The sequence below is a fragment of the Pedobacter sp. PACM 27299 genome (genome assembly GCF_001412655.1).
Taxonomy (GTDB): domain Bacteria; phylum Bacteroidota; class Bacteroidia; order Sphingobacteriales; family Sphingobacteriaceae; genus Pedobacter.
This window is the reverse complement of sequence record NZ_CP012996.1, coordinates 4,505,184-4,522,006: the sequence shown is the minus strand read 5'-3', so window position 1 is coordinate 4,522,006 and position 16,823 is coordinate 4,505,184. Positions and strand designations below refer to the sequence as shown.

The following is a 16,823-nucleotide window of genomic DNA, read 5'->3' as shown; positions in this document are numbered from 1 at the left end:
AATTAGCGCTCTACCATTGAAAAGAATTCTGTACGCTGTATTTCTATTTTTACTCTTTCTAGGGAATACTGCTGTTGCACAGCATTCTTTTAGCGTACTGAACGGTATCCCGCATTTGGCGGTGGTAGACCCGCAAAGCATCAGCAGTCCTAAAACAGGAATGCTGATTTATAGTAATGTACTGGCGAAACCTTTAATCTATAACGGCAGCAGCTGGGAAACCCTGTGTACGAATACCATGCAAATGGTGAGTCCGGAGGATTATTTTATGGTCAAAGCCGGGATTTCTTATTTGCCAGTATTGGCTAAAGATCCAGTGAAAAGTATCACAGCAGGCACGATCTACTTCTCCTCCATCCAGAAATCGGCCATGATTTATGACGGAGCAGCATGGGTGAAAATTCAAGACCTGAGCAGAAGCCTATTCACACCAAGCACAGGTTTTGCAGCAGGAACAGCAGCACAGACCTTTAAACTCCCGGTGTTATCTACAGATCCAGCCATCCTTTCCGTACAAACCGGTGCATTTTACCTCAATGCAAGTTCCAGAACACTGCGTTATTTTGATGGTATACTTTGGCAGGACATCAGATGTATGGCCGAAGTGTTGACCCTGGATGTGACCGATATTAAAGGAACCACCGTATTGGCGCATGGCGAAGTGATCAGCAATGCAGGATCTGATGTGACGGCAAGAGGTTTTTGCTGGAGCATCAGCCCTAACCCGGACATTTCTTTAAACACAAAAACAGTAAATCATGTTACCGGTGCTGGATTAGGTTCATTCAGCAATACATTGAGCGGTTTGCTTCAAAATACCACTTATCATTTGCGTGCTTATGCCACCAATAGCCAGGGAACCGTGTATGGGGAAGACAAAACATTTACCACGCTTTTCGACCTGGCCACTATTATTACTTTAGATTTAAACAGCATCAGCAGTATTGATGCGATCAGTGGCGGCGACATTACTGATGATGGTGGCAGCCCGGTTTCTGCCCGCGGTATCCGTTGGAGCATCAAAGGGGATCCATTAGCAGATAAAGATGCCATACTGACCAACGATGGTTCAGGAGTAGGCGTTTTCCCAAGTTCATTAGTGGGCTTATTAGGAAATACCACCTATTATGTAAGGGCTTATGCGGTAAATACGATGGGCATCGCCTACGGTAATTTACTGAGCTTTACCACGCCGCCGCCAGTGCCTCCAGCATTGAGTTCGGCAACGGTCACCCTGACCCACATTACCGATAAATCCGCCAAAGGCGAAGTCAATATATTAAACAATGGAGGAGCAGTAGTTTCCGACAGAGGTTTTACCTGGAGTACCGATCGCATCACCTGGATTCATGGAACTTCAGAAACCATTCACCCAACAGATATTGGCGTGTACATTGGGAATCTAACCAATCTGGCTCCCGGAACTACTTATTTTGCCAAAGGATATGCGACCAATATTGCAGGAACCGCTTATACAAGTGAAACCAGTTTCATCACCAATTCACTGGCGCTGATCACCACCATTAAGCCAAACAACTTAACCGGAATCTCGGCTTACAGTGGAGGTCAGATCAGCCATAATGGTGGGGTTCAAATTACTGTGAGGGGCATTTGCTGGAGCAGCAGTCCTACGCCAACTATTGAGCTGCCCACTAAAACAGAGCAGTCTTTTTCTGGTGATGGCAGCGGGGCTTACAACAGTCTAATCAAGAATTTAGTGCCTGCTACCACTTATTATGTACGTGCTTACGCGATCAATGCAGTGGGTGTGGCTTATGGTAATGAAGAAGTATTCCGCACACCGGATTATCCGACAGTAAGTACACTTGCTGCGGGATCTTTCTTCAACAACACAGCCAGAGGTGGTGGAGAAGTGCTGAGTGACGGGGATGCGCCAATTCTTGCCCGTGGTGTAGTCTGGAATTTATTAGAGAGCCCATCACTGAGCAACAGTTCCAGCAGCAGCAACGGCAGTGGTCTTGGCGTATTCAGTAGCACCATGACCGGCCTGGAACCAAATGCCGTGTATCATGTGAGGGCTTACGCCACCAATGTGGTGGGTACTTCTTATGGTGCCGATAAAACTTTTAGCCTGATTCCAGGGATTCCGGAAGTCAGTACACAGCCGGTAATAGCGATTACCAATATGACCGCTACCGGCGGTGGAATCATTACCAGCAATGGCGATGCAGACATTATTGCTAAAGGGGTATATTGGAGTAGAACCGGTGATCCTGGGGATGACCGGGAAGCTGGCCAGACCAAGGATGGCCCTGGTGCTGGAACTTATCAGAGTTTCCTGAGCAACTTGTACGGAAATACGACGTATTATATCCGCGCTTATGCAGAAAATAAGTTTGGAAAAGCGTATGGAGACCTGCTCACTTTTGTGACACCAGCTTCTCAGCTGCCTACGCTTGCTGCTCAAAATCTAATCATCAACAATATTAAAGATACCCAGGCACATGGTCAGGTATATATACAAAACAACGGCGGTGGAAAAATCTTATCCAAAGGAGTCGCTTATAGCACTGATAAACTCACTTACCTGCAGCAGGAAGCAATAGAACCTGGGGATGTGGGTGGATTTAATGTGCAGCTGGAAGGGCTATTGCCGGGTACCGTGTACTATGCAAAAGGTTATGCGACCAATAGTGCAGGTACAGTGTATACCAGGGAAATGAGTTTCATCACTCCATTGTACATCAGTATCAGCACCTTGCCGGTGACACAAATCAGCAGTTTTACGGCCAGTACTGGTGGACAGATTTTAAACCCTGGAGGCTCAGGGATTTCCTTCCGCGGCGTCGCTTATGGCACCAGCCCAAATCCAAGCACCTGGGGAACGGTAGTCAGCAATGGCGAAACCGGAGCACAGTTTAGCAGTTACCTGACCGGGCTAACCGGCAGTACCAGATATTATGCACGTGCTTATGCAGGAAATGGCGTCGCTACGGTTTACGGAAACGAAGAAACATTCATGACTGCCCCGGCTGTATTACCAGCAATCACGACGCTGAATATTGAAAATATAGGTGGGATAACCGCCTCTGCAAGAGCAGAAATTATCAATGATGGGGGTAGTTTTGTATCCTCGAGAGGGATTTGCTGGAGCACCACAGCTGATCCGGAAATCACAGACGGCAATAAAGCGAGCGGCACAGGGAAAGGAATTTTCTCTGCCGAAATGAAAGATTTACTGCCATTAACGAAGTACTATGTACGAGCTTATGCCATCAATGAAGTTGGTGTGGTTTATGGAAATGAACTGACTTTTACCACCGCAACGATCGCGACCTTGACTACTTTACCAGTGAACTCCATTACTGCAAATACGGCAAGTAGCGGAGGTAATATTATTGCAGATGGCGGAACACCAGTATTACAAAGTGGACTTTGCTGGAGTACCGCAGGTTTGCCAACTACCGATGATGCACATACCGCAGGTGGGACAGGAATTGGTAATTTTGTTCAGGGCATCAATGAGCTGATCGGAAGCACAACTTACTATGTACGTGCTTATGCCATCAATAGTGCAGGTCCCGCTTATGGTAATGTACAGCAATTTGTAACTGCGCCACCAGTACTGGCGACCATCAGTACTACGACGGCGATTAGTGGCCCGCAAGGAATAACTGCAAATAGCGGAGGTACCATTTCCAGCAACGGCGGAGCTGTCATCAGTGATCGCGGTTTAGTTTGGAGTACGCAGAAAGGTTTCGATCCGGCAGATTCAAACACCAAAATACGGAACTCATTCGGAGCTGGTAATTTCGGTATGACCATGAACGACTTATTACCCGGTACTGTATATTATGTGCGTGCTTTTGTCACCAATAGTGCCGGTACCGCTTATGCCGCTAATGAAATAGAATTTACCACTTTCGGTTTCCCGAAATTGAGTACAAGCGATATTGCGGCAAATACGATCAGCAGCATGACTGCCATTTCCGGCGGAACGATTACCAGTAATGGAGGTACCCCGGTTACTTCGAGCGGTGTATGCTGGAGTATACATCAATTGCCTACTATCAGTGATCAGCAATTAGGAAATGGGGCAGGAATGGGGAACTTTGTTTCTCCAATAGGCGGTCTCCTTGGAAATACGACTTATTATGTGCGGGCGTATGCGATGAATACCGTAGGCATCGCTTATGCTGAAGAAAAAAGCTTTACCACTTTGCCGCCAATCCTTGCCACGCTGAAAACCAATCCGGCTGTTGCCGCTTCCACTACTACGGCCAATGCCGGTGGTACAATTTTAACCAATGGCGGTGCATTAGTGACCACTAGAGGAGTACTTTGGAGTACAGATCTTAACTTTAATCCGGATACTGTTACCGTAAATAAAACTTCAGAAACCGGCTATTTTACCGGCAGTTTTACCACAAAAATATCCGGATTAAAACAGCATACGCTTTATCATGTGCGTGCCTATGTGACCAATAGCGCAGGAATTACCTATGGCGATGTGGTCAACTTTATGACCCCTCAATTGCCGGTATTGACTACTGCTTTTTCAAAAGCAACTGGCAGTACTACTGCCAGCTCAGGAGGTAATATAACCGATGAAGGAGGATCTAATGTATATGCTCGCGGGGTGGTGTACAGCCCGGTACCGGTATTTAATCCGGATACGATCACGATGAACAGAACCAGCAATGAGAGTGGGGGCGGTGCCTTTGAAAGTCCACTTAAAAACCTAAAAGCAAATACTACTTATTACGTACAGGCTTATGCGACAAATGTTGCCGGAACAACCTATGCCAACCTGCTGAACTTTACCACAGATCCACCGGTATTGGCCCAGCTGACCACTAGAGCTGCAGTTGCGATCACCGGATCAGCAGCGACTTCCGGAGGAGATATTTTTGATGATGGCGGCGCAGCACCAACTACCAGAGGAATGGTATGGAGTACTCAGTCTGGTTTCAGACCGGACACCGTGATTCAGTCTAAAACAGTGCAGGCGGGGCTCGGAAAAGGAGGCTTCCTGAGCACAATTCCAGGCTTAAAAGCTGGAACTACCTATTATATGCGTGCTTATGCCATTAATAGCGTAGGTACAGCCTATGGAAATGAACTGAGCTTTACTACATTGATCGTACCTACATTGACCACTTCGGAAGTCACTGTTTCTTCTGCAGGGATCACCGCTATCGGTGGGGGTACCATCATTTCTGATGGGGCAGCAACAGTAAACAACCAAGGGTTAGTGTGGAGTACCACACCAAATCCTATGGTAGGAACGCCAAATCAAACCAGCAATGACAGCGGTACAGGAAATACTTTCAGAAGTAACCTGACCGGTTTAGAGCCGATCACTTTATATTATGTTCGTGCTTACGCAGTCAATAGTCAGGGTACCGCTTATGGCAATGAAGTCACTTTTACCACTCCTGCAATATTGCCAGCATTAAGTACCAATTACGCAACGGCTTCTTCTAAATCAACAGCTACTACAGGTGGTATGATCACTAAAGATGGCGGAGCTCCGGTAACGGAACGAGGGGTAGTCTGGAGTACCGACCGCAGTTTTAACCCGGATGCAGAGCTGATGAACAAAACAGCCGACGGTGTAGGAATGGGCACGTTCAGCAGCGAAATGACTGGCCTGAAATTAAGTACCGCTTACTTTGTTCGTGCTTATGCTAAGAACCGCATCGGTACTGCTTATGGCAACCAGGTTACCGTCACATTATTCCCAACAGCTCCGATTTTAAGCACCACAGCGGTGACGGAACTAGGTGGCTATTCCGCCAGCAGTGGTGGGGTGATTACCAGTGATGGCGGTGCCGATGTGACCCAGAAAGGTCTGGTATGGAGCATCAGAAGCAACCCAACCATTAACGACAGTAAAACTGCAAATGGCCCTGGTCAGGATACGTATGCGGCGGTCATGACCGGTTTAGTTCCGAATACTTTGTACTATGTCCGTGCCTATGCCCAAAATAAAATAGGAACTGCTTACGGTGTCGAAAGAACCTTCCTGACCGATGCACTCCCTACTTTGACGGTGACTACTGCTGTTACAAATGTGATTGCAACTACTGCTACCAGTGGTGGAGACATTACCGATGATGGTAGGTCGCCGATTATGGTTAGAGGCGTAACCTGGAACACAACCGGTGAACCAACGCTGGAAAAGAGCTCCAAAACAATTGATAAAACAACTACAGGAATCGGCAAATTTGAAGCCTTCCTGACCGGATTGTCTGGGGAGACGACTTACTATGTTCGTGCTTATGCAACCAATGCAGTAGGTACCACTTATGGCAGCCAGATTTCATTTGTCACTAAGCCGGTGATGCTGCCAACCCTGCAAACGAACAGCCCGACAGCAATCGAAAGTATCAAGGTAATTACCGGAGGAAATGTGATAGACGATGGTGGAATGCCAGTAACCCAGCGCGGCATTTGCTGGAGTACCAGCCCGAACCCAACCACTGCTTTAACTACAAGATTGAACCATACCACTGGGGGTACAGGAGATTTCTCTATTCCTGTGACCGGATTACTGCCAGGTACGAAATACTATCTGCGCGCCTTTGGAACCAATATTAAAGGTACCGCCTATGGCGAAGAACTGAGCTTCTTTACCCTGGCTATTCCGCCAGCTGTAGGCCTGGCCATTGTGTCTAATGTATTGGGCAATAGTATAGACCTGAGCGGAATAGTAACCAATAATGGCGGTGATGAAATCACGGATCGTGGTTTCTATTACAGCAAAGTATCGAAAATACCGGTGCTTCCTTTCCAGCTGGACAGCTTAGTTTCTGCAGGTACGAACGGCGTTTTTGCAGGAACGTTGAACGGATTAATCAGCGGAGGAAAATACTATATCTGGGCTTATGCCAGCAATAGCATGGGTACTGGTTTGAGTACTGCGCCAACCATCACGACCACGAAAACGGTGCCTGTTTTAAGCACGACCAAGCCTTATAATATCCTTAAAACCGGTGCAAGTTCTGGTGCCGCTGCATTTATGGATGGCGGTTCGCCGGTAACAGCCAGAGGAACGATATGGAGTACAACAAAAGAGCTAACCACAGATTTACCTACCAAAACATCAGACGGTACAGGAGTTGCTGCCTTCGCGAGTGTATTAACTGGTCTGGAGAAAAGAACTTTATATTATGTTCGAGCTTATGCAACCAATGCCATAGGAACCGGATACGGTAATTTGGACAGTTTAAATACCGTGGATATTCCTATTGTAACCACCACATTGATGACTTCGATCAAAAGTACCTCGGCAATTGGTGGTGGTGATGTATTGGACAAAGGAGGTTTGCCTTTAAGTAATAATGGAATTTGCTGGAGTACCAGTCCGAATCCTACTTATGAAAACAGTTCAAGACTGGTGGTTGGAACTGCTGCAGGAATGTTTACTGGTGAAATAAGAGGCCTTGCTTTAGCTACAAAATACTACTACAGGGCCTTTGCAAACAATGCGCAAGGGCTGGCTTATGGTGAAGAATACAGCTTTACGACACTGGCCGAAATGCCAGTAGTATCAGTCGTGACCTTAGCAAAGGCACAGTTAACGGGTGTAGATGCAGCTGCAACGATCACCAATACCGGTGGTGGTGGCATCACCGACCGCGGTTTTTATTGGAGCACTTCCGCGAAAGCACCAGTATTGCCATTACATCCAGACAGCCTCCTTTCAGTAGGAACTGAAGGAACTTTTAGCGGAACCATCAAAAGCCTGAGTTCAGGTGTGAAATATAATTTCTGGGCCTATGTCACCAATGCAATAGGTACCGCATGGAGCGCAGCGCCAACGGTATTAAATACCCCAGCACTGCCATTAGTTACCACCACTGCAGCATCTGGAATCACAGAAACTACCGCTGCAACCGGCGGTACGGTAACCTATGCAGGAAATCTTACCGTGACTGGCAGAGGGGTAGTCTGGAGTACAGAGAAAAACCCAACCATTGCACTGGAAACAAAAGTCTCTGGTGGATCTGGGATGCTGGGCTTCAACGTGTCCATCACTGGATTAACCAAAGGAACAAAATATTATATCCGTGCCTATGCAACCAATGATATGGGAACTGCTTATGGTAATCTGGACAGCTTAACTACCATTAATGTGCCTTCACTGAAAACCAGCAGGGCCACAGAAATCACAGCGGCTACGGCAACTGCTGGGGGTGAAGTGACCAATGAAGGAGGTATTAAAGCCACCGCTCGCGGACTGGTTTGGAGTACTACAAATAACCCAACTGTTGCCTTAACCACCAAAACTTTGGATGGTGCAGGGACAGGCGTATTTATGAGCAAGCTGACTGGATTGTTACCTGGTACAGTGTACTATTTCAAGGCTTATGCGACAAACACGATCGGTACTGGTTACGGTCCGTTAGACAGTTTAAAAACGGCTTTGACCTTACCCTCTGTCACTAAAGTGAAAATTGATAAAACTACAGTATCAGCAGTTCATTTATCTGCACAGGTATTGAGTTATGGTGGTGCAGAGGTAATCGAGCAAGGTTTAGTCTGGAGTAGTAGCTCAAAAACACCAACCATCGCAGATCAAAAGATCATAACAGGATCGGGCCTGAGCCCTAACCTGACTGGTATTTTAGATCAGCTGCTGGAAAATCCAACCTATTATGCACGTGCTTATGTCATCACTAGTGTGGGCATCAGCTATAGCGATGAGGTGAACAGGTTTAAATTCTGTAAGCCTTTTGCCATGACCCATACCGCAGGTTCAAATGGTGCTCCGGTCACTAAAACCGTAAATTATACGACGGTGAGTACAGATATTACAGGTACTGCACAATGCTGGATCGCACAGAATCTTGGTGCGGATCGTCAGATCACCAGCGTTACAGATTATACGGAACCTTCTACAGGCTGGTTTTGGCAGTTTAACCGGAGTCAGGGATTCAAACAGGATGGAAGTGCCAGAACACCAAATAACGTGGTAGCACCATGGATTGCAGTGATTGATGAAAAAGGCGACTGGTTACCGGAAAATGATCCTTGTGATGTTTTATTAGGTGGAGGATGGCGTTTGCCAACCGCAACAGAATGGACCAATGCAGATGGACCGCCTCAAAATTGGAATACCATTGAAGATACGTATAACTCCGTTTTGAAACTGAATACCACAGGTTACAGCGATGGATCAAGTGTACAGTTTCAGGGCCGTTTTGGTTATTTCTGGAGCAGCACTGCAGTGTCTAGTAGTGTGGGAAAAGCGATGATCAGCAGTTCAACAGCTTCGGTAATGGACCTGGCTAAATCTTATGCATTCTCTGTACGCTGTTTAAGAGATTCAATCTTACTGGCGAGACCAAGAGTTGGCTTGGTCAGCGTTCCGGTATCAGGAATGAAAGTAAGTTCAGCAGAGGCTACCGCGACTATGATTTCGGATGCAGGTTTACCAGTTCTGGAACGTGGTTTTGTATGGAGCACTAAAAATACAGTACCTGAATTGAAAGACAATAAGGTGGCTGGATCAAGCCTGCAAACCTTTACTGCTGCCTTGGCCGGCCTTGCGGAAGGACCTACGATTTATGTACGTGCCTATGCCACTAATTTAAATGGTACCGGTTATAGCAGAGAAACCACGAGCTTTAAAATCTGTAATCCGATGACGATCAGTCATATTGCAGGTTTAAATGGCGCACCGGTTTCTAAAACGGTGACCTATGGCACGGTGAGTTCTTCGATGTCTGGCGCAGCACGCTGCTGGACCACACAAAATCTGGGTGCAGATCGTCAACCGACTACGATTTCTGATTACTCAGAACCTGCAACAGGTTGGTTATGGCAGTTCAACCGTAGTCAGGGGTATAAAATAGAAGGCACAGTCAGAACACCAGATAATAACATTAAACCATGGAATTCAACCATAAATGAAAATAGTGATTGGCTGCCGGAGAACGACCCTTGCGATCTGTTACTGGGTGGAGGATGGCGTTTGCCAACCGCAACAGAGTGGAGCAATGCAGATGGGCCGCCTCAAAACTGGAATACGGTAACCGATACTTATAACTCTCCGTTGAAACTGATCAGTTCAGGATATACGGTTGGAGCAGCCATGCAGTATCAAGGAACAAACGGGTATTTCTGGAGCAGTAATATGTCGGCCAATGATATGGGCCGATTAATGGTGACAGGCGGAACGCCGCAGGTCATGAACCTGAATAAAAATTACGCCTTCTCTGTTCGCTGTATCAGAGATACGATTGCATTGACGAAACCTAAATTAAGTATGGTTACGCTTCCTGTATCTGGAATGAAAGAGGCATCAGCAGAAGCGACTGCTTTCTTAACTTCAACTGGAGGCCTGGCCGTAACGGCAACTGGTTTTGTATGGAGTACCACGAATACGAAACCCGATTTGACAGATCAGAGGCTGGCGGTAAACGCAAATCTGGAGAATATGGCCGGAAATTTAACGGGTCTAGCTGAAGGGCCTACCATTTATGTGCGTGCTTATGCGACCAATTCAAATGGCACGGGCTATAGTCCGGAAGCCACCAGTTTTAAAATATGTAATCCAGTTACCGCGATTCATGTGGCCGGACTAAATGGTGCTGCCGTGGATAAAACAGTCACTTATGGTACGGTAAGCAGCAGTGTTAGTGGTGCCCCGCGCTGCTGGATCAGCCAGAATCTTGGAGCTGATCGCCAAGCCAGCAGCCCATCTGACAATGCAGAAGCGGCCTCAGGGTGGTATTTCCAGTTTAACCGTAAACAGGGTTATAAACAGGAAGGGGCTAACCGTATACCTTCCAATGCCTGGACGCCATGGACTACCGCAATCAATGAAAATGGTGGATGGTCTGCTGAACAGGATCCTTGTGTTTCCCTGCTCGGCTCTGGCTGGAGACTGCCTACCGCTGGGGAAATGACTGCGGTGATTGCTGCGCCGCAATCATGGAAAACGCAGGCAGATATTTATAATGGAGTCCTGAAAATCCACATGTCAGGATCTGTTACTGCAGGAGGTAGTTTTGCCGGACGTGGCAGCACATTAACCTACTGGACAAGTACCTTAGGTGCCAACACCACTACGGGTAAATTTCTTTACTGGAATGGAGCACTGCAGATTGGAGATAACAACAAAGCAGAGGCAATGCCAGTACGCTGCCTAAGAGATGAAATCACTGCTGCCTTACCTGCGGTAAGTAATGTGCTGGTTCCTGCTTCAGGGATAACCAGTAACGCTGCTGCACCGAAGGCAACAGTGAGCATGGCAGGAACTGCTGCGGTAACTGAACGCGGCTTGGTCTGGAGTACAAACAATAAAATGCCGACTACTGCAGATCAGAAAATCAAGGACAGCGGTAATGGTACCGGTGATTTTAATCTATTGATGAATGGGCTTACTGAAGAGTTTACTTATTATGTCAGAGCTTATGCACAAAGCAGTGTAGGCATCGTATATAGCGCTGAAGCCAGTACCTTCAAAATCTGTAATCCAGTAACCGTGATCCATAGAGCTGGATTTAACGGCGCGCCGGTTGATAAAACCGTGACTTATAAAACGGTCAGCAGTACGGTTTCCGGTGCAGCACGCTGCTGGATTACCCAGAACCTGGGCGCCGCCCAGCAGGCAACTGCTTTTAACGATGCCACGCCAGAATCCGCAGGCTGGTATTGGCAGTTTAACCAGATACAAGGTTATGAACAGCATACCACAGATCGTATTCCTGCAGCACTAAGCTATGCACCATGGCAAATAAAAATCAGTTCAAATAGCGACTGGATGCCTGCCAATGATCCTTGTCGTTTATTACTGGGTGGCGGATGGCGCATGCCAACTGCCGCAGAATGGATCGCCGCAGATGCACCGCCTCAAAACTGGACGAAAGATCAGGATGCCTATCAATCAGACTTAAAATTACACAATGGGGGTTATCTGGATTACAATACGGGAGTTAAGGGGGTTACCAGAGGGGCTAGTGGACGTTATTGGAGCAGCAACCAGTTTGCTTATCCAAGCGATCCTATTTATGGTATCCCTTTGCAGTTTACTGCCGGTAACAGTTTGGTGAATCAAGGTTCTTTTTCCGAAACATATAAATCCTTTGGATATTCGATACGTTGTTTACGTGATGCCGTAGAAGCTAGTCTTCCTATACTGACGCAAGTAAGTGTTCCAGTTTCTGGAATGAAAGAAAGTTCAGCTGAGGGTTCAGCTACCCTGGTTGCTGATGGCGGATCTCCGATCAGCTCAAAAGGATTGGTATGGAGTACCATCAATCCAACTCCGGGTTTAAACGATAATGTATTACCGGTAACAGGAAATGCAACAGGTGACTTCAGCATGACCATCACCAGTCTTACAGAAGGACCTACCATTTATGTACGTGCTTATGCCAGCAATGCAAATGGAACAGGTTATAGCGCACAGGCCACCAGTTTTAAAATATGTAACCCCTTTACCGCGATTCATGTGGCCGGACTGAATGGTGCTGCCGTAGATAAAAAAGTTACTTATGGTACGGTAAGTAGTAGTTTGAGCGGTGCCCCACGCTGCTGGATTACCCAGAATCTGGGTGCTGATCGCCAGGCGAGCACGGTGTCTGATAATACAGAAGCAGCATCAGGATGGTACTTCCAATTTAACCGCAAACAAGGTTATCAACTGGAAGGGGCAAACCGTATACCTTCCAATGCCTGGACACCATGGATTACCGCAATCAATGAAAATGGCGGCTGGTCTGCTGAGCAGGACCCTTGTATTTCCCTGCTGGGCTCTGGATGGAGATTGCCCACCGCTACGGAAATGAGTACGGTGATTGCTATTCCACAGGCATGGAGAGCAACTTCGGAGATCTACAATTCTCCCCTGAAAATGCACTTGAGCGGATATGTTACTTCAGGAGGTAGTTTTACCGGACGCGGCACCTCAATGTATTACTGGACCAGCACCGCAGGTACGACTACGACTACGGCTAAGATGTTTTTCTGGAATGGATCACTGCAGGTCGTAGACGACAATAAAGCAGGTGCAATGACTGTACGTTGTCTGAGGGATGAAATCACGGCTACTTTACCTGCAGTAAGTAATGTATTATTTCCTGCTTTAGGAATGATCAATAATTCCGCAGCTGCTACAGCAACAGTAAGCAAGGCGGGGACGGCTGCGGTAACGGAACGTGGTTTGGTATGGAGTACCAGCAATAAAATGCCGACTGCCGTAGATCAGAAGATCAAGGATATCGGTAATGGTACCGGTGATTTTAATCTGGTGATGAACGGACTTTCAGAAGAGTTTACTTATTACGTAAGAGCCTATGCGCAAAGCAGTGTAGGCATGGTATACAGTGAGGAAGCAAGTGCCTTCAAAATCTGTAACCCGGTCACTGTGATCCATAGAGCTGGATTTAACGGGGCACCAGTTGATAAAACGGTGACTTATACAACGGTAAGCAGTACGGTTTCCGGCGCTGCACGCTGCTGGATTACCCAGAATCTTGGCGCTACGCAGCAGGGAACTGCTTTTAACGATGCCACGCCAGAATCCGCAGGCTGGTACTGGCAGTTTAACCAGGTACAAGGTTATGAGCAGAATACCACAGAACGCATTCCTGTAGCACCAAGCTATGCACCATGGCAGATAAAAGTCAGTTCAAATAGTGACTGGTTGCCTGCCAATGATCCTTGCCGTTTATTACTTGGCGGCGGATGGCGAATGCCAACTGCCGCAGAATGGACTGTCGCAGATGCACCTCCACAAAACTGGACGAAAGATCAGGAAGCTTATCAATCAGAATTAAAACTACACAATGCGGGTTATCTGGATTACAATACCGGAGTTAAAGGAACCACCAGAGGAGCCAGCGGACGTTATTGGAGCAGCAACCAGTTTGCTTACCCAAGCGATCCTGTTTATGGTATCCCATTACAGTTTACTGCCGGTAATAGTTTGGTGAATCAAGGTGCTTTTGCCGAAACTTATAAATCCTTTGGGTATTCGATACGTTGTTTACGTGATGGGGTAGAGGCTAGTGTTCCTGTCCTGACACCAGTGAGCATTCCGGTTTCTGGAATGAAAGAAAGTTCAGCTGAGGGTTCAGCTACCTTGGTTGCTAATGGCGGATCTCCAATCAGCGCAAAAGGATTGGTATGGAGTACCACGAATCCAAAACCTGATTTGAATGATAACGTATTACCGGTAACAGGAAATACCACAGGTGATTTTAATGCGACCATCACAGGTCTTGCTGAAGGACCTACCATATATGTACGTGCTTATGCAAGCAATGCAAATGGAACAGGTTACAGCACACAGGCCACCAGTTTCAAAATATGTAACCCCTTTACCGCGATTCATGTGGCCGGACTGAATGGTGCTGCCGTAGATAAAACAGTTACTTATGGTACGGTAAGCAGTAGTTTGAGCGGTGCCGCACGCTGCTGGATCACCCAGAATCTAGGCGCTGATCGCCAGGCAGCCGCAGTGTCTGACAACACCGAAGCGGCCTCAGGATGGTACTTCCAGTTTAACCGCAAACAGGGTTATAAACTGGAAGGAACCCGTACGCCTTCCAATGCCTGGACACCATGGATTACCGCAATCAATGAAAATGGCGGCTGGTCTGCAGAACAGGATCCCTGTGTTTCTCTTCTGGGCTCTGGATGGAGATTGCCTACCGCTACAGAAATGAATACAGTGGTAGCTATTCCACAGGCATGGAAAGCAACTTCAGAGATTTACAATTCCCCCTTGAAAATGCACATGGCTGGATATGTCACTTCAGGAAGTAGTTTTACCGGACGTGGCACTTCTATGTATTACTGGACCAGCACGGGAGGTGCGACGACGACTACGGCTAAGATGTTTTTCTGGAATGGGTCATTGCAGGTCGTAGATGACAATAAAGCAGGTGCTATGCCAGTACGCTGTCTAAGAGATGAACCGACTGCTACTTTGCCTGCAGTGAGCAATGTGCTGGTTCCTGCTTCAGGAATGACCAGCAATGCTGCAACGCTTACTGCAACGATGAGCAGGGTGGGAACTGCTGCAGTTACCGAACGTGGTTTGGTATGGAGTACCAGTAATAAAATGCCAACCACCGCAGATCAGAAGATCAAAGATAGTGGTAGCGGTTCTGGCACGTATAGCATCTTGATGGAAGGATTAACTGAAGAGTTTACTTATTATGTTAGGGCTTATGCGCAAAGCAGTGTAGGCATTGTGTATAGCGAAGAAGCCAGTACTTTCAAAATATGTAATCCAGTGACCATGATTCACAAAGCTGGATTCAACGGGGCACCGGTCGATAAAACAGTAATTTACCATACAGTAAGTAGTACGATTACCGGAGCAGCTCGCTGCTGGATTACCCAGAATCTGGGGGCCACACAGCAAGCCACAGCCTTTAACGATGCCTCAGCAGAATCCGCAGGCTGGTACTGGCAGTTTAACCGTTTACAAGGCTATGAGCAAAATACTACAGACCGGATTCCTGCAGCAACCAGTTGGGCACCATGGCAGATAAAAGTCAGTTTAAACAGCGACTGGCTGCCTGCCAATGATCCTTGCCGTTTATTACTTGGTGGCGGATGGCGCATGCCGACTGCCGCAGAATGGACCGCAGCAGATGCGCCTCCACAAAATTGGACGAAAGATCAGGAAGCTTATCAATCTGACTTAAAATTACACAATGCGGGATACCTGGATTACAATACCGGGGTTAAAGGAACCACCAGAGGAGCTAATGGACGTTATTGGAGTAGCAACCAGTTTGCTTATCCAAGCGACCCTGTGTATGGTATCCCTTTGCAATTTACTGCCGGTAATAGTTTGGTAAATCAAGGTGCTTTTTCCGAAACTTATAAATCCTTTGGATATTCAATACGTTGTTTACGTGATGGGGTAGAAGCTAGTGTCCCTGTGCTGACTTCAGTGGTTATTCCGGCTGTAGGAATAAAGGAAAGTTCAGCTGCGGCTTCAGCGACAGTAGTTTCTAACAGCAGATCTGCGATTACCGCAAAGGGATTGGTATGGAGTACTATAAATCCAGTACCGGACCTGAACGATCAGGTATTGCCGGTAACAGGAAATACGACCGGTGACTTTAATGCGACCATCACAGGTCTTGCAGAAGGATCTGCCATTTATGTACGTGCCTATGCGAGCAATGCGACTGGAACAGGTTACAGCCCAGATGCGGCCAGTTTTAAAATTTGTAAGCCAATTACACTGAGTCATGTTGCAGGAGTAAATGGCGCTCCAGTAGATAAAACAGTAACATATAGTACACTGAGCAGTAATTTGAGTGGGGCTGCACGCTGCTGGATCACCCAGAATCTGGGTGCGGACCGCCAGGCAACAAATGTAGCCGACAATTCAGAGGCTGCATCAGGATGGTACTGGCAGTTTAATCGGAAACAAGGTTATAAGCACGATGGTACTACCCGTACGCCTGCTACAGCCTGGACAACTGCAATCAATGAAATAGGAGATTGGACAGCTGCAAATGACCCCTGCGCCGCGCTGATGGGCTCTGGCTGGAGATTGCCTACGGCTACCGAAATGAGTACCGTAATTGCTCCGCCACAGGCCTGGACAACATTGGATCATATTTACAATTCTCCCCTGAAAATCCATATGGCAGGATCTATACTGCCAGCAGGTAATTATGTTTGGCGAGTGAATTCACTATATTATTGGACCGGAACAACCGGAACTAATCTTGCAGGTAAAATGTTTCATTGGAATGGGATATTGCAGGTCATTGACAACAATAAAGCAGAGGCCATGCCGCTGAGATGTCTAAAGTAATCAGCTCCATTAATATTTGCGTTTTGTACTTTTTTTTTCTGCGATTTATACTAATTTC

At 47.0% G+C, this 16,823-nt stretch carries 1 protein-coding gene; it reads left to right on the top strand.

The features are described from left to right. Positions 1 to 16 precede the first annotated feature (16 nt). Positions 17 to 16,765 carry a hypothetical protein gene (locus AQ505_RS19045; RefSeq protein ID WP_062549638.1) on the top strand — a complete coding sequence of 5,583 codons (16,749 nt, stop codon included), beginning with the start codon at positions 17 to 19 and terminating at the stop codon, positions 16,763 to 16,765. Positions 16,766 to 16,823: the final 58 nt, after the last annotated feature.